This is a genomic window from Pedobacter sp. MC2016-05 (genome assembly GCF_026239735.1).
Lineage (GTDB): Bacteria > Bacteroidota > Bacteroidia > Sphingobacteriales > Sphingobacteriaceae > Pedobacter.
Genome location: NZ_JAPIVT010000008.1, coordinates 45064 through 67136 on the forward strand (window position 1 = coordinate 45064; position 22073 = coordinate 67136).

At 37.2% G+C, this 22073-nt stretch carries 25 protein-coding genes; 10 read left to right on the forward strand and 15 right to left on the reverse strand.

What is annotated here, in order from left to right:
• Window positions 1–249: 249 nt before the first annotated feature.
• The 12 genes from OQZ33_RS12385 to hemC all read right to left on the reverse strand — a co-directional run bounded on the left by OQZ33_RS12385 (window position 250) and on the right by hemC (window position 11310).
• Complete coding sequence (locus OQZ33_RS12385; protein WP_265799336.1) at window positions 250–1389, reverse strand: hypothetical protein; 1140 nt, start codon at window positions 1387–1389, stop codon at window positions 250–252.
• Between the two features lie 86 nt (window positions 1390–1475).
• Window positions 1476–2060 carry a hypothetical protein gene (locus tag OQZ33_RS12390; RefSeq protein WP_265799337.1) on the reverse strand — a complete coding sequence of 195 codons (585 nt, stop codon included), beginning with the start codon at window positions 2058–2060 and terminating at the stop codon, window positions 1476–1478.
• A 56-nt stretch (window positions 2061–2116) separates the two neighbouring features.
• Window positions 2117–2671: a CopD family protein gene (locus tag OQZ33_RS12395; RefSeq protein ID WP_265799338.1), complete on the reverse strand. Its 555-nt coding sequence runs from the start codon at window positions 2669–2671 to the stop codon at window positions 2117–2119.
• 38 nt (window positions 2672–2709) lie between these two features.
• Window positions 2710–2871, reverse strand: coding sequence for a type II toxin-antitoxin system YafQ family toxin (locus OQZ33_RS24490; RefSeq protein ID WP_416338751.1), 162 nt, complete (start codon window positions 2869–2871; stop codon window positions 2710–2712).
• A gap of 81 nt (window positions 2872–2952) precedes the next feature.
• Entirely contained in the window at window positions 2953–3159 is a 207-nt protein-coding gene (locus OQZ33_RS12400) for a hypothetical protein (RefSeq protein WP_265799339.1), read from the reverse strand.
• A 50-nt stretch (window positions 3160–3209) separates the two neighbouring features.
• Entirely contained in the window at window positions 3210–4235 is a 1026-nt protein-coding gene (hemE, locus tag OQZ33_RS12405; protein ID WP_265799340.1) for a uroporphyrinogen decarboxylase, read from the reverse strand.
• Window positions 4236–4429: 194 nt separating this feature from the next.
• Window positions 4430–4945: a hypothetical protein gene (locus OQZ33_RS12410; protein WP_265799341.1), complete on the reverse strand. Its 516-nt coding sequence runs from the start codon at window positions 4943–4945 to the stop codon at window positions 4430–4432.
• Window positions 4945–5649 carry a response regulator transcription factor gene (locus OQZ33_RS12415; RefSeq protein WP_025146905.1) on the reverse strand — a complete coding sequence of 235 codons (705 nt, stop codon included), beginning with the start codon at window positions 5647–5649 and terminating at the stop codon, window positions 4945–4947. Before OQZ33_RS12415 ends, OQZ33_RS12410 begins: the two co-directional genes overlap by 1 nt.
• Before the next feature lie 8 nt (window positions 5650–5657).
• Window positions 5658–6524 (reverse strand): sensor histidine kinase, encoded by an 867-nt coding sequence (locus OQZ33_RS12420; RefSeq protein WP_265799342.1) that lies wholly within the window; start codon window positions 6522–6524, stop codon window positions 5658–5660.
• Window positions 6525–6904: 380 nt separating this feature from the next.
• Window positions 6905–8275: a glutamate-1-semialdehyde 2,1-aminomutase gene (hemL, locus tag OQZ33_RS12425; protein WP_265799343.1), complete on the reverse strand. Its 1371-nt coding sequence runs from the start codon at window positions 8273–8275 to the stop codon at window positions 6905–6907.
• Between the two features lie 143 nt (window positions 8276–8418).
• Entirely contained in the window at window positions 8419–9387 is a 969-nt protein-coding gene (gene hemB / locus OQZ33_RS12430; RefSeq protein ID WP_265799344.1) for a porphobilinogen synthase, read from the reverse strand.
• Window positions 9388–9729: 342 nt separating this feature from the next.
• A complete protein-coding gene (gene hemC, locus OQZ33_RS12435) occupies window positions 9730–11310 on the reverse strand; it encodes a hydroxymethylbilane synthase (RefSeq protein ID WP_265799345.1) in 1581 nt (526 codons plus the stop codon).
• Between the two features lie 420 nt (window positions 11311–11730).
• On the opposite strand from hemC, the gene OQZ33_RS12440 reads away from it, so the two are divergent.
• Both OQZ33_RS12440 and OQZ33_RS12445 read left to right on the forward strand, forming a co-directional pair.
• Entirely contained in the window at window positions 11731–12420 is a 690-nt protein-coding gene (locus OQZ33_RS12440; protein WP_265799346.1) for an SIMPL domain-containing protein, read from the forward strand.
• A 99-nt stretch (window positions 12421–12519) separates the two neighbouring features.
• The gene (locus OQZ33_RS12445; protein ID WP_265799347.1) at window positions 12520–12834 is read left to right on the forward strand and encodes a hypothetical protein; all 315 of its coding nucleotides are present in this window, start codon (window positions 12520–12522) and stop codon (window positions 12832–12834) included.
• A gap of 156 nt (window positions 12835–12990) precedes the next feature.
• Here OQZ33_RS12445 and serS read toward each other — a convergent pair whose 3' ends face one another.
• On the reverse strand, window positions 12991–14262 hold the full coding sequence (serS, locus tag OQZ33_RS12450; RefSeq protein ID WP_265799348.1) for a serine--tRNA ligase: 1272 nt from the start codon (window positions 14260–14262) through the stop codon (window positions 12991–12993).
• A 155-nt stretch (window positions 14263–14417) separates the two neighbouring features.
• Between serS and rsmI the strand changes: the two genes are divergently transcribed.
• From rsmI to OQZ33_RS12490, 8 genes are all read left to right on the forward strand, one after another.
• Window positions 14418–15137, forward strand: coding sequence for a 16S rRNA (cytidine(1402)-2'-O)-methyltransferase (gene rsmI / locus OQZ33_RS12455; protein WP_265799349.1), 720 nt, complete (start codon window positions 14418–14420; stop codon window positions 15135–15137).
• Between the two features lie 24 nt (window positions 15138–15161).
• A complete protein-coding gene (locus OQZ33_RS12460) occupies window positions 15162–15464 on the forward strand; it encodes a nucleotidyltransferase family protein (protein WP_265799350.1) in 303 nt (100 codons plus the stop codon).
• A gap of 34 nt (window positions 15465–15498) precedes the next feature.
• Window positions 15499–15765 carry a DUF86 domain-containing protein gene (locus OQZ33_RS24310; RefSeq protein WP_265799351.1) on the forward strand — a complete coding sequence of 89 codons (267 nt, stop codon included), beginning with the start codon at window positions 15499–15501 and terminating at the stop codon, window positions 15763–15765.
• A gap of 12 nt (window positions 15766–15777) precedes the next feature.
• On the forward strand, window positions 15778–16425 hold the full coding sequence (locus OQZ33_RS12470; protein WP_265799352.1) for a PH domain-containing protein: 648 nt from the start codon (window positions 15778–15780) through the stop codon (window positions 16423–16425).
• A gap of 85 nt (window positions 16426–16510) precedes the next feature.
• Window positions 16511–18121, forward strand: coding sequence for an apolipoprotein N-acyltransferase (gene lnt, locus OQZ33_RS12475; RefSeq protein WP_265799353.1), 1611 nt, complete (start codon window positions 16511–16513; stop codon window positions 18119–18121).
• A 4-nt stretch (window positions 18122–18125) separates the two neighbouring features.
• Entirely contained in the window at window positions 18126–18587 is a 462-nt protein-coding gene (locus OQZ33_RS12480; protein ID WP_265799354.1) for a DinB family protein, read from the forward strand.
• A gap of 11 nt (window positions 18588–18598) precedes the next feature.
• Window positions 18599–19126: a signal peptidase II gene (gene lspA, locus OQZ33_RS12485; RefSeq protein WP_265799355.1), complete on the forward strand. Its 528-nt coding sequence runs from the start codon at window positions 18599–18601 to the stop codon at window positions 19124–19126.
• A 94-nt stretch (window positions 19127–19220) separates the two neighbouring features.
• A complete protein-coding gene (locus OQZ33_RS12490; protein ID WP_265799356.1) occupies window positions 19221–19637 on the forward strand; it encodes an OsmC family protein in 417 nt (138 codons plus the stop codon).
• Window positions 19638–19693: 56 nt separating this feature from the next.
• On the opposite strand, the gene OQZ33_RS12495 is transcribed toward OQZ33_RS12490, so the two are convergent.
• Entirely contained in the window at window positions 19694–21334 is a 1641-nt protein-coding gene (locus tag OQZ33_RS12495; RefSeq protein WP_265799357.1) for an NAD+ synthase, read from the reverse strand.
• A 46-nt stretch (window positions 21335–21380) separates the two neighbouring features.
• The gene (locus OQZ33_RS12500) at window positions 21381–22055 is read right to left on the reverse strand and encodes a porin family protein (protein WP_265799358.1); all 675 of its coding nucleotides are present in this window, start codon (window positions 22053–22055) and stop codon (window positions 21381–21383) included.
• Window positions 22056–22073: the final 18 nt, after the last annotated feature.

Below are 22073 nucleotides of genomic sequence, written 5' to 3' on the forward strand. Positions count from 1 at the left end.
TTGATTTAAAAAGCAATGTCAGGGGCTTTTTTGAGGTGTTAGTCTCCCTATCTGCTCCAAAGCCTAGGTTCATTTCCCTACCGTCGAGTTTTTCGCTCATATCGAGTTTAGTTAGCAGGAATTTTGAAGCTTAAATAGGAGTAAAGCGGTGTGGAACTTGGGAATCCTATAAAACATAAACCCCCTTGGTTTTAAAACCTAAGGGGTTGATACCTTATGAAAATCAATCACCCTCAACCTTTCTAGTTTCTACCTTCCATCCCTTTTAACCTTAAACAATCTGAAATCCTGCTTATAAGTTAAGAAAAAAGAGTGGTTAAATTGAAGTTGTTTATCTGTATTGTCCAAATCAACATGTGGTTCAAAACGAACATCAAGATATAAATGTGGAATCAGTTCCTTTTGATAAGCATAACGCAACGACACAATATTTCTGCCGCTCTGCTTTAAGCCATTTGTATATAAATTATTCGAAACCGATTCATACAAAGGCATTCCTTTTATCGAAATGAAGTTATTTCCTTTCCAATAAGAGGCTACTAAACTTCCCCACTTACTTTCCACACCGGCATTTAACCACAAGCCAAAACCACCTTCGTAGGCTCTCCTTTTATCAGGCGATAAATCTTTATAAACAGCGATATAGTTATCGGTATAAACTTGAGTAATATTAGTACCAATCTCTTTGTGCAATTTCAATCCAGCGGCACCATTCAAAACTGTACTAATCGGAATCTCTTTTAAAACATCTATTTGTCCGCCTTGATGAAAAGCTAAAAATTGTACAGGGAAGCTCAGTTTCCATCCATTGCTTTCTGCCAATGTAGTCTCAGTAGATAAACCACCTACAATTTCCTCTTTGGCTGCTTCGCCTTTATCAATCATTTTTTGCCAAGCAATCCAGGCATCTAAATTAAATTTCTTGCGCTCCAACAATAGCTGTGTTCCATATTCAATTGGATTAGTAATTGTTCTTTCGAAATTATAAATCGGCTCAATGTATTTATGCTGAATGCCTCCTTCAAGACTACCAAAAATTAAAGTGAGGTTGCGCTTGTGATACTTTAAACTGAATAAGGGTTTCGCATCTGTAACTCCATTTCTACCAAAATCTTTACGAATAAACGCACCAGCAGCGATGGCCAGGTTTGGATGCGCATAATAAACAATTTGAGGTTGCAACTGTGTTCCATACAGCGTATAACCATCGTGAAAATCGTTTGTGTACTCGTAATTACGCACGTAATTGAAATTGTAGAAATTGAAGTGAACTTCGTTCGTTAAGCTGCTATCCGGACGGATTCTGTTTTCCAAAGCAGTTTGATTAAACTGTGCCGAGGCGAAATAAGAACTAAAAAAAAATGATATCAGAAGTAAGGTTTTTTTCATCTAATGGAAATATACTTCCAAAAGTACAGCTTTAATTTCAGGTAATATTCAATGCAAAAAAAGCTTTGACAATTCCATTATTATATTCAATTAGTATCCCATGAATGGAACCAAGAACATACCGATCTCTCAAACAACCAGTTGTTTCTAACCTTTTTGTAAAGTTTAGCAACTCCAATCTCCCCACTATCGCTATAATTTGCTTCATAATAAATACAAAAGCTGTAGTTTTCAAAAAACACGGGACTTGATATGATGTAATAACTTGAACTTATATCCTTCTTAAAAGCTACCCAATTAAAGGCATTATTTAATTTATTAAATTCTTTTAAATTGCCAGGTGAAATGAATTTAATTTTATAAGGCCAAACCTCTTCCCATGATTTAACACGCTGACTTTTAAGCTGCTCGTTTAGTTTATTTTTCTCAGAAATAGAAAATAAAGAATCAGATGCCGCAAGTTTTTCACAAGTAACCTCTATCTGGGGTTCGTTTAACAAAACATATGTAGAATCTTTCAATCGGTCTTTGTGAATATATCGAATAAACGCTCGAACTTCTTTAAGATATATTGTTTCGTCTTGATTGGATTTCTGTTTTCGGGAAGTAAAATCTTGTCCGTATGAAGACAGACTTAAAAACACGAGAAATATTGAGAGGGCTTTATACATAATTTTTTTTTAAAAATGATGTAGATTATATCTCTATTCCATATTTGCTATTAAAATTACCTTCTTAACCTATAATTTTTATAAAGCTTTACTGCGATCATAATCGCCATGGCAATTCCCATGATACCAATCAAACCATAAATCCAATTGATTGCACTTTTGAGAATAACCACAAACACAATCGCAATCATGAAGATCGTAGCCAGTTCACGCCATAAACGCAACTGAAAGCTATTCATTTTGAATACATCATTTTTAAGTTGCTTTACAATGTTTTGGCAGATAAAATGATAAATAAGAAGGCCGATTACAAAAGCAAGCTTTACCCACATCCAATCCATTTGTAACAGGCCACTGTTGAGCATAAGCATCCCGGCACCAGCCAGAACGGAAATAATCATGGCCGGAGTAGCGATAATTCTCCATAAGGTAGCCTCCATTTTAACAAATTGTTTTTGCAGAATACCTCTTTCAGGCTCCTCTTTTTCGTTGGCTTCTGTATGGTAGATAAACAGACTTAATATATAGAATAACCCCGCCATCCAGCTAATCACAAATACGATATGAACAGCTTTAAAATATTGATAATATGGCTGAAGAATTTCTATCATTATAGGATTAAAGAAATAGATTTTTGATCTAAAATAAATCAGAATGAGTGAATAACCTTAACAAGATGATCATTATCTTCTGTAATCTCGAACCAAGTTATTAGTAGATTAGGTTTAATATGAGCCTCCCAATTACCTTTGTAGTTTCCAGCAAGCTTGTGGGGCCAGATGTTTTTTTTCAATGCCGAAGAAAGCCTCAATCAAGTTTAAGTTTTGAGATGCTCTTTTAATTGCTTTTTTTGCATCCGTTTTGAATTGATTTGTAAGCTTTAAAGTAAACATTATAAAGAACCTAAAAATAATTTTATATCCTGTATGGGTTCTCCAACTCCAATCCCATTATGTGCATCTTCAATGGTTTTGCGTGTAAGTTTATTCGGAATTCTAGCTTTTTGATCACTATCTCCTGAAGTAACGCCAAGTTCTTTCAAAAGACTTTTGACCAATGAACTTTTGTTTTCAAGAATATCGATAATTAATGTCTCCATACTCAAATATAATCAATTTTGTTTCGCTGTCAAATTCCGATATAAAGGATTTAGTACCTAAACTCCTTCACTACATCAATCGCGTACTTCACATTATCGAAAGGAATATCTGGCATAATACCGTGACCCAGGTTGAAAATAAATCCTTCTGTTCCACGCATGCGCTCAAACAGTTTATGAATTTGTGCTTTAATTACCGATTGATCAGCGTATAAAATATGTGGATCTAAATTTCCCTGGACAGCGATACCTTGTGGCAAAGCATTTTTAATATTCAATAAATCGGCATTCCAATCAACTGAAATTACATCCGGTTTTGCTTCTGCCATCATTGGCGCAAATACAGAACTTCCTTTACAGAAAGAAATCACTGGGATATCTTTTCTATTTAAGTTCGAAATAATTTCCTGGATATAACGGTGAGAAAATTCCTGATAATCGTTCCATGATAAGGCAAGAGCCCAACTATCGAAAATCTGAACCGCGTTAACACCCGCAGCAATTTGAAGGTTCAAATAATCTGCCGTAACCTTAGCTATTTTAGCCAAAAGCTTATGCGCTAATTCTGGTTGATTATGTATAAACAGCTTCGTTAACTTGAAATCTTTAGATGACCCACCCTCAATTAAGTAACTCATTACCGTAAAAGGGGCACCAGCGAAACCAATTAGTGGAATATTGCCATCTAATCGCTGCTGAATCACTTTAATGGCATCAGCTACATATTGTAACTCATCCAAACAATTTACGTTAAGGTTTTCAACATCTTGTGCCGAACGTACCGGATTAGCAAACTTAGGGCCAACACCTTGAGTAAAGCTTAAGTCGCCACCCATGGCTTCGCCCGTTACTAAAATATCACAGAATAAAATCGCTGCATCAATTCCTAATAAATCTACAGGCAACATGGTAACATCGGCAGCAATTTCAGGAGTTTTACACATCTCTAAAAAAGAGTATTTGTTTTTGATCTCCCAATATTGCGGCATAAAACGACCTGCCTGACGCATCATCCATACCGGTGGACGTTCTGTTTGTTTCGAAAATGCAGCGTCTAAAAATAAATTATTCTTCATGATTTGTAGTTACTATCCCTTTAATCGTCATGCCGAATTTAATTTTAGCATCTTTTTAGCAATGAGATCCTGAAGTAAATTCAGGATGACGCGTGGATAAAAATTTAATTGCGCAAAGGTATGAAATAAAAAAAAACGAAGAACCTTTTTATTCCTAAAGCGGTGCCTCGTTTCTCAAAATGACAATACGAATATTATAATTTGCTTATTTCTTTTTCAATTTTAACGATAATGTCTTTAGAGCGTGATGATTCAGAAAGTTCCTTGGCCTTGGCAACATAAACTTCTGCCCGTTCTTTATCTTTTCTTCGTAAAGCGAGGTTGGCTAAATGGATCAATACATAAGATTTCTCATTTTTTCCGCCAACGGGAAAACGACTGGCCAACTGGAAATGATATTCAGCTTTTTCGTAATCTTCCTCTTTCAAAGCCATATTGCCTTGCATGAATTCATAATACCCTCTACGATTCTTTGATAAACGCTCAGGATTTGGAACTTCAGCAAGCATCAGCTTTGCTTTTCCAAACTCATTGTTCTTAAAATACTTGGAAGCCATTAAAACAGAGCTGTGCCTGAAATGACTCCAAATCAAAAAGAGCAATAAACACCCCGCCACTGCTGCCAACTCGTATTGATCGTAAACGATACAAACCAAAGCAGCCAACAAGAAAACGGCCATTAAAACATACCGGCCTAAACTATTGTACATTAATGACTATCAGTGAATTTATAACCTACACCACGAATAGAGTGGAAATAAACTGGATTTTTTTGATCTGGTTCGAAATACTTACGGAAAGTTAAAATGAAGTTATCAATCGTTCTTGTTGAAGGATAAACATCATAATTCCACACTGTTTCCAAAATCTGTTCACGAGAAACTGCGTCGTTTTTGCGCTCAATTAAAAGCTTTAACAACATCGTTTCTTTTTTTGTCAATGGAGTAATGGTGCCATCATCATGTTTCAATTCAAAAGAATTAAAATAGATGGTTTTATCGCCAATTTTGTAAGAATTTAATTCTTTCAAATCATCAGATTTCAAACTGCGTTTAACCAAAATTCCAACACGAAGAATTAACTCCTCTAAATTGAAGGGTTTAACTAAATAATCGTCAGCACCCTTTTTCAAGCCTAAAACACGATCTTCTGAAGTGTTTTTAGCTGTTAAAAACATAATCGGAACTTCTGCATTCTCTAAACGGATTGTTTCGCAAACCTGGAAACCATCCATTTCTGGTAGCATCACATCCAGAATGATTAAATTGAAACGTTCTTCTTTAAATATTTTAAGAGCGGTTTTGCCATCTTTAACGGCATGAACTTTATAACCCTCAAGTTCCAGGTTTAATTTGATAGCATCTAACAAGTGATCCTCGTCTTCTACCAATAGAATTCTTAATTTTTGTGACATAATTGAGATTAACTAAATGTTACTTCAAAAATACTTCCTTGAGGCAAATTGTCTTTTACTGTAATATCTGCATCATGGTATTGTAAAACCTCTTTCACAATAAACAAGCCTAAACCTGTTCCCTTCGCTTTCCTGACATTCTCATTACCAACGCGGTAAAATTTATCAAATATCAACATTTTTTCGGCATCTGAAATCCCTGGGCCTTTATCTACTACACTCAACTGAATATGCCCTTCCACCTTATCTAAATAGACATTTATCTCATCGCACGGACTAGAATATTTAACAGCATTCTCAATTAAATTGGTAACTACTGACGATAAGGCAAATTTGTCACCCAATATCTGCAAATTTGGCTGAATATGCGCGTTAATAAGCTGTTCGTTTCCACAGGAGTGCACCTGTAGCCTGTCTGTAATTTTATAAACCAACTCCGAAAAATTAAATTCCTCCTTTGGAAAGGTATACGAACGGTTTTCAATTTTGGTTGCAAGCAACATATTTTCAACCAAATCATCCAAACGCTCAATATCTTTCAACGAGTTATTTAACAATGAAACCTGCCGGGCTTTATCTAAATCTCTTTTAACAATGGTTTGAATGGAAAGTTTGATGGCGGCCAATGGCGATTTCAACTCATGCGTGATAGACATTAGGAAATTTTGCTGTTGCTCCCTCAATTTATCCTCCCGTTTCAAGGATTGATGCAGGAAATATCCACCAATGCAAAGCAAAAACAGAAATACGGATCCTTCACCCATAATCATTGTCATGCGGCTTGGCTGTAAACGCACCACCAAGGTGCCCCAGGAAATGAGTTGGATTAATGCGTAAAGTAATAATGCGTAAAATATGATAATGGATTTCTTCATCTGTCTTTACCAGGATTGTTATGATTTAAGGAGTTTTAAGATTTTTCCCAGATAGCTAAATTATTATTGGAAAGCAATTTTCTGTACATTTCGGTCCCGCTTTCGGTTGCAATCCTTTTGCGATTGTCACTGCTCCATTTTTGTCACTGAGAGGAGAGACGACGTGGCAATCTTTATAGTCAATAACATCAAAAAGTATTTTCACTTCAATCGGGTTTAGATAACTTTGATTTGTGCATCAAACTTACAACCATCCCCAACCCCTCCTTGAAAATAAGGAGCGGAGTCGCCCTCATAGTTTTAATCCTTCTTAAACCAACACGATCCTATATTTCTTATATGTCTCATAAAGTTAAAAATTTACTTCTGTAGTGTAAATTCTACTTCTTAAACACTAGATCCAGGGCTTCAAAAATCGCTCTCTTCGCTTTCTCCAACTCAATTTTAGTATGTGCCGCTGAAACAAAACCCACTTCATATCCCGATGGACCTAGATAAATGCCACGGTTTAATAGTTCACGGTGCATAATCTTGAATTTATCCATGCTACTTGCATCAATATCATCCGCCGATTGGATTTTGTCCTTATCCGTAAAAGCAAACCAAAAGATAGAACCAACCGTAAACACCTTAAATTTATAATTTCTCGCCGTCGCAAAACGCTGAATACTGGCTACAAAATCCTGCGTTTTGTTATTTAAGTCTTTATAGAAACCAGATTTATTTAATTCCGTTAAAGTTGCGATTCCCGCAGCCATCGCCACTGGATTTCCCGACAAAGTACCGGCTTGATAAACACCGCCATCCGGAGAAATGTGCGCCATAATTTCAGCCCTTGCACCGTACATACCAACAGGTAAACCACCACCAATAATTTTTCCATAAGTGAGAATATCAGGTGTGATGCCATAATAAGCCGCAGCACCTTCAAAGCCAACTCTAAAACCGGTAATGACTTCATCGAAAATTAAAAGTGAATTATTTTCCTTACAGATTTTGCTCAAGAATTGAATGTATTCCTCATCCTGCATAATCAAGCCATTATTGGCAGGAATACCCTCAATAATTACCGCGGCGATTTGGTCTTTAAATTGATTAAAAGCTTGTTCAATTGCAGTCTTATCATTTAAAGGAATCACAATTGTTTCTTCAGCAAAAGATTTTGGAACACCAGCCGAAGAAGTTTCGCCAAAAGTAACTAAACCCGAACCTGCTTTTACCAGAAGTGAATCGCTATGACCGTGATAGCACCCTTCGAACTTTAGAATTTTATCTCTTCCGGTAAAACCTCTGGCTAAACGAATGGCCGACATCACCGCTTCTGTACCAGAACTTGTAAAACGGATTTTCTCTACAAAACGATTGTTTTTGATAATCAATTCTGCAAGTTCATTTTCTAAAGCAGTCGGTGCACCGAAGCTCATTCCGTTTTGCATTACCTCAGTAACTTTCTCGCGAATTTTAGAATGGTTGTGGCCCAAAATTAATGGCCCCCAACTTCCGCAAAAATCAATAAACTGATTTCCATCGGCATCCCAGATATAGCAACCATCACCTTTTTCGATAAAAAGTGGTGTTCCGTATACTGATTTAAAAGCCCTAACCGGGGAATTTACACCCCCAGGGAAATAAGTTTTTGATTTCTCATATAACTCCGCAGACTTTACTCTTGAAATATCAGGCTTACTTCCTGAATTTACTGGAACATCGGCCTCGTTGCCTGAAAACATTTTCTTCAATGAATCTAACATCTTATAAAGTTTTAAGTTGCGCGTATTAAGTTTTAAGTATCCGAAAAAACGTATAACTTATAGCCTACAACTTTTATTAAAATGTAAATATCAAGTTTTAATTATACGCCAGAAGTACAACTTATAACTTAAACTTACAACTTTTAAATCCAATCGTTATTTAAAATATCTTTAATGTGGTAAGTGGTTATAATACTCGCTCCTGCTCTGGCAAAAGCGTGCATGGTTTCCATTACTACCTTTTGCTCATCGATCCATCCACGTTCTGCAGCTGCTTTCACCATCGAGTATTCTCCTGAAACATTGTAAACAGCAATAGGCAAGTTTGTATCTTGTTTCAAGCGCTGAATAATGTCCAGATAAGCCAAGCCTGGTTTTACCATCAAAACATCTGCTCCCTCCTGTTCGTCTAATTGTGCTTCACGCAAAGCCTCTAATGGGTTTCTGAAATCCATTTGGTATGCTTTTCTATCGCCTTTGCTTGGCGCACAATCGGCAGCTTCTCTAAACGGACCATAGTAAGCCGATGCAAACTTTGTGGCGTGACTCATAATGGCTGCATTAACAAAACCATTTTCGTCTAACAGATTACGCATCGCTTCAATTCTCCCATCCATCATATCAGAAGGGGCAAACATATCGGCTCCTGCTTGCGCATGCGTCAAAGCCATTTTAGCAATCACATCAACTGTTTTATCGTTTTGAACATAATCGTTCTCCATAATTCCACAGTGACCGTGAGTGGTATAGGAACAAACGCAAACATCTGTGATCGCATATAAATCTTCACCGAATTGTTTTTTTAGCTCGCGAACTGCAGTTGGAACCAGTGAATGATCATTATGAGCTGATTTTGCATCAGCAGATTTTTCGTCGCCTACGCCAAAGAGCATGATTTTGTTCAAGCCTTTTCTCATTCCCGCTTCCACATCCTTCACCAAAGTATCAACCGAATAATGGTTTACACCTGGCATGGCATCAATTGCATGCGTAACATTCGTTCCTGGCACCACAAAATAAGGGTACACAAACATATCTTTCGATAGTCGGGTTTCGGCTACCATCTCTCTAACCAACGGGTTTTTCCTTAATCTTCTCGGACGATGTAACATTTTATTAGTATTAAAGCCCCACCAAACCTCCCCGGAAGGGGGGTGGCCTTAGCGAGTGTATTAGTATTTAGAATCAAGCTCGCCTGCCGCTTAGGCAGGTATCAAGACTTGTATATATATATATATATATATTACGTTTTCGAGCAGTGAGTTTTTTACGGTCATCATTGCGAGGTAAGAAGTCTGCCTACCGCAGGCAAGCAATCCTAATGCATTGCAATGAAGATCTTTCGCAGTAAGATTGCTTCGTGCCTCGCAATGACGATGTGCTCTTGCTTATCGCTTTAGTATTTATGCTTTAGTCTTTCAGCATCCAAACACTCAACCTTAAACCCTTAAACTCTATTTAATTTCTATTCCAAAAACCGCTTCCGCCAATCCAATTTCATCAGGCGAATAAGGCAAAGCATATTTTACGCCCATTTCGTCAAACTTCTTGCCTGTAGAATTTCCAATTGCAATAACCTGTTGGCCAGGTTCCAATAAATTATCAGCGAAGTAAGCATCAACATTTGATGGACTGGTAAAAATTAAAACATCAGCATAACTCTGATCGATATTTTCTTCGATTACTGTTTCGTAGATTGGCAAGTCGATAATTTTTGCATCAGCAGGTAAAGACTTCTGAATGGATTGTAAAGAATCCTGCGCTCTCGGAAATAAAACATTTTTTCCGGAAACCAGTTTCGCAAAATCTTCTGCAACTTCGGAAATGTCGCCGCTTGTACCCACAAAATCTGCAAAATGATTAAACTTGCGCAAAGCATCTTCCGAGCCTCTTCCTACTACACCAAACTGTGTTTTCTTTGGCAATTGCGGTTTTAAATTGAAGAAATACTCCACACTGTTTCTACTACTGAAGAAAATCCAATCGATGTTTTTTAATATAAACTGATCTAAAACAGTTACAATAGGAAACGTACGGATTAACGAACGACCCTCAATTTCTATATTGTTATTCTCTAAAGCTTTGCGAAAATAACTGTGCTCACCAATTTCACGAGAGATGAAAACCTTTGCCGGCTTTTTTCTTTCTTTTGAAAATTTAGCTACGATTTTTTCTGCTAAACCCTCTGTGGTTTCAGAACGTAAGAACAAACGCTCAGGAAAATCATCGGCTGTTTCCGCTTTTGAAGTCCACACTTCGAAGGCGCCATCTTCATTTTTACAATAGCAACCCAAAGGCATATGGCAGCCGCCTTCAAAGATATTAAGCACTTTCCGTTCTACACCAACCTCTTCTGCTGTCGCGGGATCATGCAATTTTTGAAGTTCATCGAAAAGTTCAGTATCATTTTCCCTGATTTGAATAGCTAGCGCACCTTGAGCAGGAGCAGGCACAAATTCTGTTGGTTCCAATTCTTCTACATGGAACTCACTTACATCTAAGCCCAGGCGTTTGATACCTGCTTTCGCCAGCATAATCGCATCATAATCTTCATCTCTGAGTTTCTGAATCCGGGTTGGAACGTTTCCACGTAAATCCTCGATTTCCAAGTCAGAGCGTAAACCCAAAAGTTGGGCTTTCCTTCTGTTTGATGAAGTACCAACCATTGCGCCTTTTTTCAGAGACAACTTTTGAGAAACATCAACACAATCTTTTAAAATCAAAAGATATTCGGTTGCTTCTTCTCGTGGGGGAATTGCAGCAATAGTTAAACCAGCAGGATGGTTGGTTGGTAAATCTTTAAGGCAATGTACAGCCAAATCGATTGTTCCGCCCAAAAGTTCTTCTTCCAGCTCTTTGGTAAAAAAGCCTTTGCCTTCTAATTTATCCAGACGTAAATTCAGGATTTTATCGCCCTGCGTTTTAATAACCTTGATTTCTGCTTCAATACCGATTGTTGCTAACTCACTTTGAATGTGATTAGCCTGCCACAATGCAAGTTCGCTACCGCGTGTTCCGATGATTAATTTCTTCACTATAAACTTTTAATGAACTGCAAATTTAACGTTAATTTGCTTTATACCATGAATTGTTTAAAAATGAGACAGTGCCGTTACAGAGCAAATGTTTTGTGGGTTTTTACTGACAAATTAAAAACTAACGGATTGTTATCAGCACAAATTTCCCTCAATAAACCCCGTAGTAGTGGAAAGCCGCATTCCAATAATTCATTGGAAGATGACTTGTAACGAATAACAGAAATGGGTTTTCCGATTAGTACTGACTCACATTTTCAAAATATTTTGATAAAATTAAATCTCGGTGTGGAATTTGTACACAAGGCACATCATAACAACACACACAAAGAAAACAGAATTATGAAACCTGCATAAGCAAACAAAAGCTAAATAAAAAAGCTTATGCAAGCTTCATTACAATTAAAAACACTAAAGATTATGAAAAAGTTAATGGCAGTTGCACTAGTTGCATTTTTAGGCCTTTCATCGGCAATGGCTCAGCAAACAGATTTACGTAGGAAAATTAGCGTAAGCGGAACTTCTGAGACAGAGGTTACTCCAGACATCATTTACATTGGGATTTCGTTGAAGGAATATTTGAACGGAAAAAAGAAAGTAGACATCACGGAGTTGGAAAAACAACTTTTTGCTGCTGTACAGAAAGCAGGAATTGCAAAGGAAAATTTGACCATTAGCAACCTGAGCAGCTGGAATTATGCTACGGAGAAAAAGAAAAATCCTGATTTTTTAGCGAGCAAACAATATCGTTTAAAAGTAAGCGACCTTAATAAATTCGACGCCATTTTGGAAGCTATTGATCCAAAAGGAATTGCCAATACCAACATTGAAAGCTACGATTATTCGAAAATAGAAACCCTTAAAAAAGATTTAAAGATTAAGGCGTTATTAGCCGCAAAAGAAAAAGCAGCTTATATGGTTGAGGCCCTGGGCGATAAATTAGGTAGTGTTATAGAGATACAGGATGGCGGCGACAATATTATACAGCCTGTTTATAGAAATTATATGATGAAATCTGCAATGGCTGAATCTGCAGACGCAGCACCAGAAATCGACTTTAAGAAGATTAAATTAAATTTCACTGTGAATGTAGTCTTCGAGATTAAATAATCCATTTTAGCGCTGAGAGATTCGCATTTTAAAACCTACCAAGAACATTTTGGTAGGTTTTTTGTTACGTACAAATCGAAACACTAAAAAATAGAAATTATGAAAAAATTCATTTACACACTAGCACTTATTTTCTCTTTAGGTATCAGCTTCAACTCTGTTCAAGCGGCTAACAAACCTGCTAAAAACCCTACAGAATTAACGGCTGAACAATCTGCACAGTTAGAAAGAATTAAAACTCGTGTCGAAGAAATTAGGGATATGGATAAATCTAATTTAACAAGAGCAGAACGTAAGGCATTACGCAGCGAATTAAGAGAATTGAAAGGTCAGGCCCGTGCAGTTTCTGGAGGCGTTTATCTTTCAGTTGGTGCAATTATCATCATCATCTTATTATTGATTTTGATTCTATAATCAGAAAAACAATTACATCTATCTATAAAAAACGAAAAGCTTTGCAGTGATGTAAAGCTTTTTTTGTGCCTATTTATTTTCCGTCATTGCGAGGTACGAAGCAATTAACAGCAAAAGAGATTGCTTCGTACCTCGCAATGACGACTTGTGGAAAACCTAATCAATCATATCAAATCCTGTGTATTTTACCAGTGCTTCTGGAATTTTAATTCCGTTATCAGTTTGATAGTTTTCTAAAATTGATGCTACGATTCTAGGTAATGCCAATGCGCTTCCATTTAATGTATGTGCCAATTGCGCTTTGCCCTCTTTACCTTTAAAGCGAAGTTTTAAACGGTTGGCCTGATAGGTTTCGAAGTTGGAAACTGAAGAAACCTCTAACCAGCGTTCTTGTGCTGCACTCCATACTTCCATATCGTAAGTCATGGCAGAAGTGAAGCCCATATCTCCACCACATAAACGCAAAACACGGTAATGCAGGCCAAGCTCCTGTAACAAAGACTGTACATAGTGACTCATGTCTTCCAACGTTTGGTAAGATTTTTCAGGATGTGTAATCTGAACCACCTCGACTTTATCAAACTGATGCAAACGATTTAAACCACGAACATGCGCCCCATAAGAACCAGCCTCTCTACGAAAGCAAGGTGTGTAAGCTGTGTTTTTTATCGGCAAATCTTCTTCCTTAATAATTACATCGCGGTATAAATTGGTAACCGGAACTTCTGCCGTAGGAATTAGATATAAATTATCAACAGTTGAATGATACATTTGTCCTTCTTTATCTGGCAACTGACCAGTACCAAAACCAGATGCAGCATTTACCAAATGGGGCACCTGCATTTCTTTATAGCCCGCAGCAGTTGCATGATCTAAAAAGAAATTAATCAAAGCACGTTGTAACCTCGCTCCTTTTCCTTTATAAACCGGAAAACCTGCACCCGTAATTTTAACCCCTAATTCAAAATCGATAATATCGTATTTAGCCGCCAGTTCCCAGTGTGGTAACGCTTTGGTTGGCAATTCTGCCGGTGCGCCATGCTCATAAACCACCTCATTTTCTTCGGCAGTAGAGCCAGTTGGCACTAAATGGTAAGGTAAATTCGGCAACTGAACGACCGCATTAAACTGAGCAGTTTCCAGCTCGTTTAATCTTTCGGTGAGGCTTTTAATATTTTCCTTGTGAGAAGTGGTTTGTGCTTTAATAGCTTCGGCCTCTTCCTTTTTACCTGTACGCATTAAATCGCCAATTTGTTTGGCTGCTGCATTTGCTTCTGCGGAAATTTGATCAAGGGAGGTTTGGGTAGCACGACGATCTTCATCAATTTTGATAATTTCATCTACTAACTCTGGTTGTTTAAAGTTACGTACACTCAAACGTTCTAAAACTTTCTCTCTATTTTCGCGGATATAGTTAACTTGCAGCATTATTTAATTTTTTTACAAAGATAGGATTGAATTACGAATTACGAGTTACGATTTTGGATTTTTATACCCGTGGTCAATTAGATCCGCAAATCAAAATTTCAAGTATAGTTACCCGTCAACCAATCGTCACTCGGAAAACTAAAATCTAAAATCAAATGGGCAAACTGTTCCTCGTACCTACGCCGATTGGCAATTTGGAAGACATGACCTTTCGGGCAATTCGGATTTTAAAAGAGTGCGATTTAATTTTAGCAGAAGATACCCGCACAAGTGCACCCATGCTTAAACACTTTGGCATTGATAAACGGGTATTTTCCCACCACCAGCACAACGAACATAAGGCGACTTCGGAGATCATCAAATTTTTACAGGAAGGACAAAAAATTGCGTTGATCTCAGATGCTGGAACGCCGGCTATTTCAGACCCAGGCTTTTTTCTTGTCCGCGAAGCGATAAAAAACGAAATTGATGTAGAATGCTTGCCAGGTGCAACGGCGTTTGTGCCTGCATTGGTAAATTCCGGTTTACCTGCTGAGGCCTTTTGTTTTGAAGGGTTTCTGCCCGTAAAAAAGGGCCGTCAAACTAAATTTAAAAAACTTGCCGAAGAAGATCGAACCATCATACTTTATGAAAGTCCACACCGCCTATTAAAAACCTTGGAAGAGTTTGCCCAGTATTTGGGGGCGGATAGACAGGCATCCGTAAGTAGAGAACTTACCAAAATGTTCGAAGAAACCGTTAGAGGCACATTATTAGAAATAAAATCACATTTCGAGAACAATACTTTAAAGGGAGAATTCGTAATTTGCATTGCAGGGAAAGATATGAGTAAGGATAAAAGAACAAAGAGCAAGGATAAATACAACGATGCCTAAGATTGATTGATTTAATTAAAGATTATGGAAAGTTTAATTTCGAATCATCTACCTCAAATAAAATTGCTCTTTAAAAAATACGATGTTAATGAGGCTTGCTTATTTGGTAGCGCAGCTAAAAATAACCTCAAAGAATACAGCGATATAGATTTTTTGGTAAACTTCTCAAATAAAACAGATTTCGAGCGTTATGGAGAAAATTATTTTAATCTACTTTATGAACTGCAGGATTTGTTAAACAGAGATGTCGAGTTGGTTGCTGAGGAAACGTTGAGTAATCCATATCTTATAGAAAGTATCAATGAGAGTAAAATACAGTTGATATGAGTTCACTAGAGGAGAAAAAGCTACTAACTGACGTTTGGAAAACAACCTTGATTTTGAAGTTTACAAGGCTAATAAAATAAAGCGAAGAGCTGTTGAACGTGAACTGGAAATAATTGGCGAAGCAATTAACAAATTGATCAAAATAAATCAGCAAATTAAAATCTCTTATTCAAGGCAGATCGTTGATTTAAGGAATAAAATAATCCATTCCTACGATAACGTTAATGACATCGTTATATGGAAAATTATTATAAAAGATATACCCGTTTTAAAAAATGAGATATTAAATTATCTTAGTTAAAAAATAACCATTATGATTAGCATAGATAGATTTTTAAGCGACGAACAAGACCCAAAAGCGGTTGAAAAGGTTATCGGAAAGCTTAATGACCTTTTAACAACAGGCGAAGAAATTTTATACCTCGCCGTACAAAAAAAACCTGCTGTAAACTTGTTGCCAGATAGCATTGCAGTAACTAATAAACGCATTTTTTATTGCGAGCCGGGAAATTTAGGGTTGACCATGAACTTTAAAGACATTTCGCTTAAAAACATCAAAGAGGTTTCATTTAAGGAAGAATTGTTTGGTTCAAAATTTATTTGTGTGCCGCAAACTGGCGAAAACATCGTTACAGAGTTTATACCTAAAACGCAGGCCAGAAAGTTGTACCAAACGGCAAATGAGCAGCTAGAAGATTATAAGGAATCTTTAAGACAGCAGAAACTGGAAGAAGATCGGGCAGCTGCACCTATTCAGCCAGCGCCTCAACCTTTCGCAGATTTTACACCTATTGAATCTCATACTCCAGAACCTGAGCCAATTCAAATTGCGGAAGTAGTAGAAGAGCCGGAAGATGAGACTACATTAAAACTTCGTAAGCTGAAAACGCTTTATGATAAACACTTGATTACTCAGGAAGAATACGAAGCTAAAAAAGCAGCAATTTTAGATAGTTTTTAAATTCAGGAAATAGGGAATGGAGAATAGTGAAGCAGACACAAAGTCAACCAACTAATCTATTTCCTATTGCCCATTTCCCAAAAAAATGAAAAAAAGCTATCTATTAGCCATATTAAGCGCCTTCTTACTTTGGCTGGCCTGGCCACCTATGCCCTTTACAACTCCGCTGTTGCTTATTGCATTAGTGCCTTTATTTATTGCACTTGATTCGATTTTTAATAGCGACCGAAAAAAGAAAGGCAAAAAAGTTTTTTTAACCGCGGGGCTTACTTTTCTAATTTGGAACACAGCCTCTATCTATTGGGTATATAATGCCATTAGTGCCTACAATGGCACCGCCGTTGCTATTCCAGTTTCCATAATTCCTTACGGACTGGGAGCATTTTTAATGACTACCGCTTTCTGGCTTTTTTATCGCTTAAGTACATATACCAATAAAGTGATTGCCTATTTAGGCTTGATCTCATTTTACATTGCACTTGAATATTTACAACAAACCTGGGATCTGGCTTTCCCATGGATGACTTTAGGAAATGGCCTGGCAGGTATGCACCAGCTTGCGCAGTGGTATGATTATACCGGTATTTATGGCGGTTCGTTATGGATTTTGTTAAGCAATATTTTCGCCTTCGAAGCTTACAAAACATTCAAATCAACAACCGGATATGCGAAATTTAAACCAGCGGGTATTTGGGCTTTAGTCGTACTTGTTCCAGCGACAATTTCGTTAGTAAAATACTCTAATGCCGAACAACAAGGTACCCCCAGCAATGTGGTAGTCGTTCAACCCAATATTGATCCTTACAAGAAGCTAAGTGAAATTCCTCCTGAAGAGCAAATTCAGATATTGACTCATTTATCTGATTCCCTTGCACAACCGAATACCGAATATTTTATCTGGCCGGAAACTGCTGTGCCCATTTATGCCGATGAGGATCAAATTAGGATATATCCTGAAGTTATTACTCTACAGAACTTTTTAAGTAAGTATAGAAACGGCACTTTAATTACCGGAATGGAAACCGTAAAAATTTATGCGGATAAAAAGACAATATCTGCAAAACTTGACGAGCGCAGCGGGCGGTATTACGATAATTTTAACACGGCAATGCAGTTGGAAAATTCAGCCAATGTTCAGTTTTACCATAAATCGAAACTTGTTCCAGGAGCAGAAAAAATGCCTTTTCCAAAAATATTCTCATTTTTAGACGGCGTTTTTTCTGAACTAGGCGGAAGTGTTAGTGGATGGGGCTGGCAAGAAAAACCCAGTGTTTTATATGCACAAAGTGGCATTGGTGCCGCACCTGTAGTGTGTTATGAAAGCTTATGGGGCGATTGGATAGGACAACAAGTTAAAGATGGCGCACAGTTTATTGCCATTATTACCAACGATGGCTGGTGGGGAAATACATCAGGCAAAGACCAGCATGAAATGTATGCCAAACTACGGGCCATCGAAAACCGCAGAGACATAGCCCGATCGGCAAACACTGGTATCTCTTGCTTTATCAATCAACGTGGCGATATTACTCAAAGTACAAAATGGTGGACAAGAACCGCCCTAAAAGGTGATATCAACCTCAATGATGAACTGACATTTTACACCAAAAATGGCGACATCATTGCAAAAGCGCTTTCTATATTAGCTTTAATCCTGGCGCTTATTATTCCTTATAAAAAGTGGATTAAAAAGTAATTTTATGCTGAAACAACAATATGAACTCGTTTTGTTTTCCAGAGAAACCATTTTAGATTACATTAAAACCATATCTCACGAAGACTTTATTTGCGATAACAGTGCTTTTGGCAAAGGTTCTATCCGTAATCTGTTGGTTCACATTTGCGATACTTACTCCTCATGGATTGCTGAGCGCGGATTAGGTTTACCATCAACATATCCCGCTTTCGACAATTACTCAACATTGAATGATTGTATTAAATACTTTAACCGGGTTAATCTTTTCATCGATCAATTTTTAAATCAGTTTGAAGGAAACTATCAAGAAGAGATTCAGATTGTTCGCAATGGCACAACAACAAAGATTAGTGTCTTGCAATTGTTTACACACGTGATTACGCATGAGTTTCACCACAAAGGACAAATCATGTCGTTGAGCAGAATCTTGGGCTACACACCCGTTGATGCTGACATTATTCGCTAAAATTCAAAGAAATGCAATACCATAAAAATTACACCTGGTTTTTCCTTCTGATTGTTTTGATTTTAAACATCGCCCTTGATCAAATTTCAAAATTCGTCGTTCGAAATGAGATTTCTGATTACGAACATATTGTGTTGATTAAAAATTTTTTCACCCTAACTAAAGTGGAGAACAGTGGGGCTTTCTTAAGTTTAGGCGACAATATGCCTTATATTTTTCGTCTCATCATTTTAACAGGTCTACCCGTCTTATTTCTAGGTTATGGCCTATATTATTTATTTTCAAAAAAGAATTTACCGAGCACCATGCAAATTGCGCTTTGCTTTTTAATTGGCGGTGGAATGGGTAATTTGTACGACCGGATTGTTCACGGTTCGGTTACTGATTTCATGCACATGGATTTTCAAATCTTCCAAACCGGTGTTTTTAATATTGCCGATATATCAATCATGATTGGCGTCGGAATCTTACTCATCCAATCATTAAGAATGAAGACAACACCTACAGGAGATCCATCTAACGTAGAAAAAGAAGATTAAAACTTTATGAAATGTTAACGAAATAATTGCGTTTGCTATACAAATATTAGATTATATTTATTGTTAGAATCTTATCTCAAAAAAAATAATCAACATGAAAAGAAATGCAACAGCCGTATGGCAAGGATCTATTAAAGAAGGTGCCGGTAAACTGACCACACAAAGCACTACATTAAATGACACACAATACTCTTTCAATTCTCGTTTTGCAGAAGGAGTCGGTACCAACCCTGAAGAATTAATTGCCGCTGCGCATGCAGGATGTTTTACCATGAAGCTTTCTGCTAATTTAGCTGAAGCAGGTTTTACCGCCACTAAATTGGAAACGAAATGTGAAATTAACTTAGATCCTTCAAAGGGAGAAATTATAGAATCGCATTTGACTTTAACTGCGGAGGTTCCAGAGCTTTCTCAAGAAAAATTCGATGAATTAGTAGCAGATGCGGAGAAAAACTGCCCGATCTCAAAATTATTAAATACTTCAATCACCGTTGAGGCAACGTTGGCATAACTCAAAAAAAGCTTGTTGATTATTCGTCAACAAGCTTTTCAACATCCTTAAATCTACTAGATCTGGTGTTTACCTACAATTGGCATTCGCCTACCCATACCGAAGGCTTTAGGCGAAACTCTTAAAATTGGAGGAGTTTGATATCGCTTAAACTCAGCTACGTTAACCATTTTGATTATCTTTTTGACAAGTTCTTCATCAAAACCTTGCTCAATAATTGCTTTTGATCCTTTTTTTCTTTCGATGTGTTGATATAAGATGCGATCGAGCGTGTCGTAGTCGGGTAACGAATCAGAATCTTTTTGATCTGGCCTTAACTCTGCCGAAGGTGGTTTAACAATCGTGTTTACTGGTATAATTTCTTTTTCTTTATTGATGTATCTCGCCAATTCAAACACCTGGGTTTTATACACATCGCCAATTACCCCGATTGCCCCACACATATCGCCATACAAGGTTCCATAACCAACAGCGCACTCACTTTTATTGGATGTATTAAGTAAAATATAGCCAAATTTGTTACTCATGGCCATATTTATCACCCCACGAATACGGGCCTGGATATTTTCTTCAGTCAAATTGAAAGGCAGACCTTCAAAAGCTGGTGCTAAAATGTGATCAAAAGCTTCCGCTACTTCCTTTATAGCAATGATCTCATGCTGGCATCCAATATTTTTTACCAAATCTAAAGCATCCTGAATGGAATGATCTGAAGAAAACTTAGAAGGCATTAAAACCGACATTACATTTTCAGCACCCAAAGCACGACAAGCCAGCGCACAGACCACTGCAGAATCAATGCCGCCCGATAATCCTAAAACTGCCCTTTTAAAGCCTGATTTTTCAAAATAATCTTTAATGCCCAAGATTAATGCATCATGAATTTGCTCTATATCGGTTAACCGTTCGGGCTGTGGGTATTTATTTTTAACATTTTCAACTTCGTTTAAATCAAATACTTGAAGGTCTTCTTCAAAATATTTCATTTCAGCTTTCATGGCGCCATCGGCATCAAAAACGAGTGAGCCACCATCGAATATAATTTCCGTTTGCGCACCCACCTGGTTTACATAAAAAACCGGCAAATTGTATTTCTTTGCATTATCGGCCAATACTTTAATCCGTTCATCATCATGCGTATAAGAAAAAGGAGAAGCCGCAATATTGATCATTAAATCGGGTTGCTCCTTAATCAATTCATCCATTGGGTTTGAAACATATAATGGGTTATCATTAATGTTCCACAAATCTTCACAAATGGTTAGCGCAATCTTTTTCCCTTTGAAATCAATACAACTGAAGCTTGAAGCAGGTTCGAAATAACGGTATTCATCAAATACATCATAAGTGGGCAGCAATGCTTTCTTTGTTACGGCTTTTACCTTACCATTTTCGATAAAATAAGCCGCATTGAACAAATCCTTACCATCGAGAATGTCGTTTTTAACCGGCAAGCCAATAATACAGGCAATATCCATACAGCTCTTTGCAATTTTTTGAGCCGCATCTTCGCAAAGGGCTATAAACTCATCAAACTCCAGATAATCTCGCGGTGGATAACCACAAACAGCCAACTCTGCAAACACAACCAGATCAGCACCTTTACTTTTTGCAAGCTGAATGTGCTCTACAATCTTGTTCGTATTGTTTTCGAAATTACCAATGTGGTAGTTGAGTTGGGCCAGCGCTATTTTCATTTTGAAGAATTAAGTATCGAATATTAAAAAAAATGTAAAATGCAAATTAAAAAAATACACCAAAATTAAGCGCAAGATAATGGTTTCTCACGTCTCGATTTTTATCGGTTGTGATATTAGTAAAACCATTATTATAAGTTAAACCAGCCAAAATGCTTGCGTTACCAGAAATATCGAATTCACCTCCAGCTCCGAGTATTAAACCCGCCCGGTAGAATTTCGTAAAATCTGATATTTTTTGATTATCGCCAACAGTACTAGCACCACTTACTGCATCTTGCTTGGCGCTAATGTTAAATCCGTTGGATAAACCAAACTGCCCATACCAACGTTTGCCATCAGTTTTTAGCGTTTTAAGCTTCACCGTTAAGGGCAACTCAATATATTGCATCTTATATTTCAAATCGTAAGCCACAGGAATACTACTATTTGCATTTGCATAATAAGGCGAAACGTTTACCTCAGTACTTTTTCCGTTGATAGTTGTAATGGTTAAACCCGTTGAAAAACTGTAGTTCGGGGCAAAATTAAAATCTCCTATCAATCCATAAGAAAACCCAAGTGCAACGCTGTTTGTTTTTCCAGGTTCAGGTTTTATCCAACCGATAGTTGGTGTTGCGGTTAGGCCTAATCTGAAACCATAATTGGTTAGAGGAGAATTTTGGGCATAGGCGATAAAACCCAAAAAAGATAAAATTAAAATAGCCGTTATTTTTTTCATGCTTTATGTGATTATATT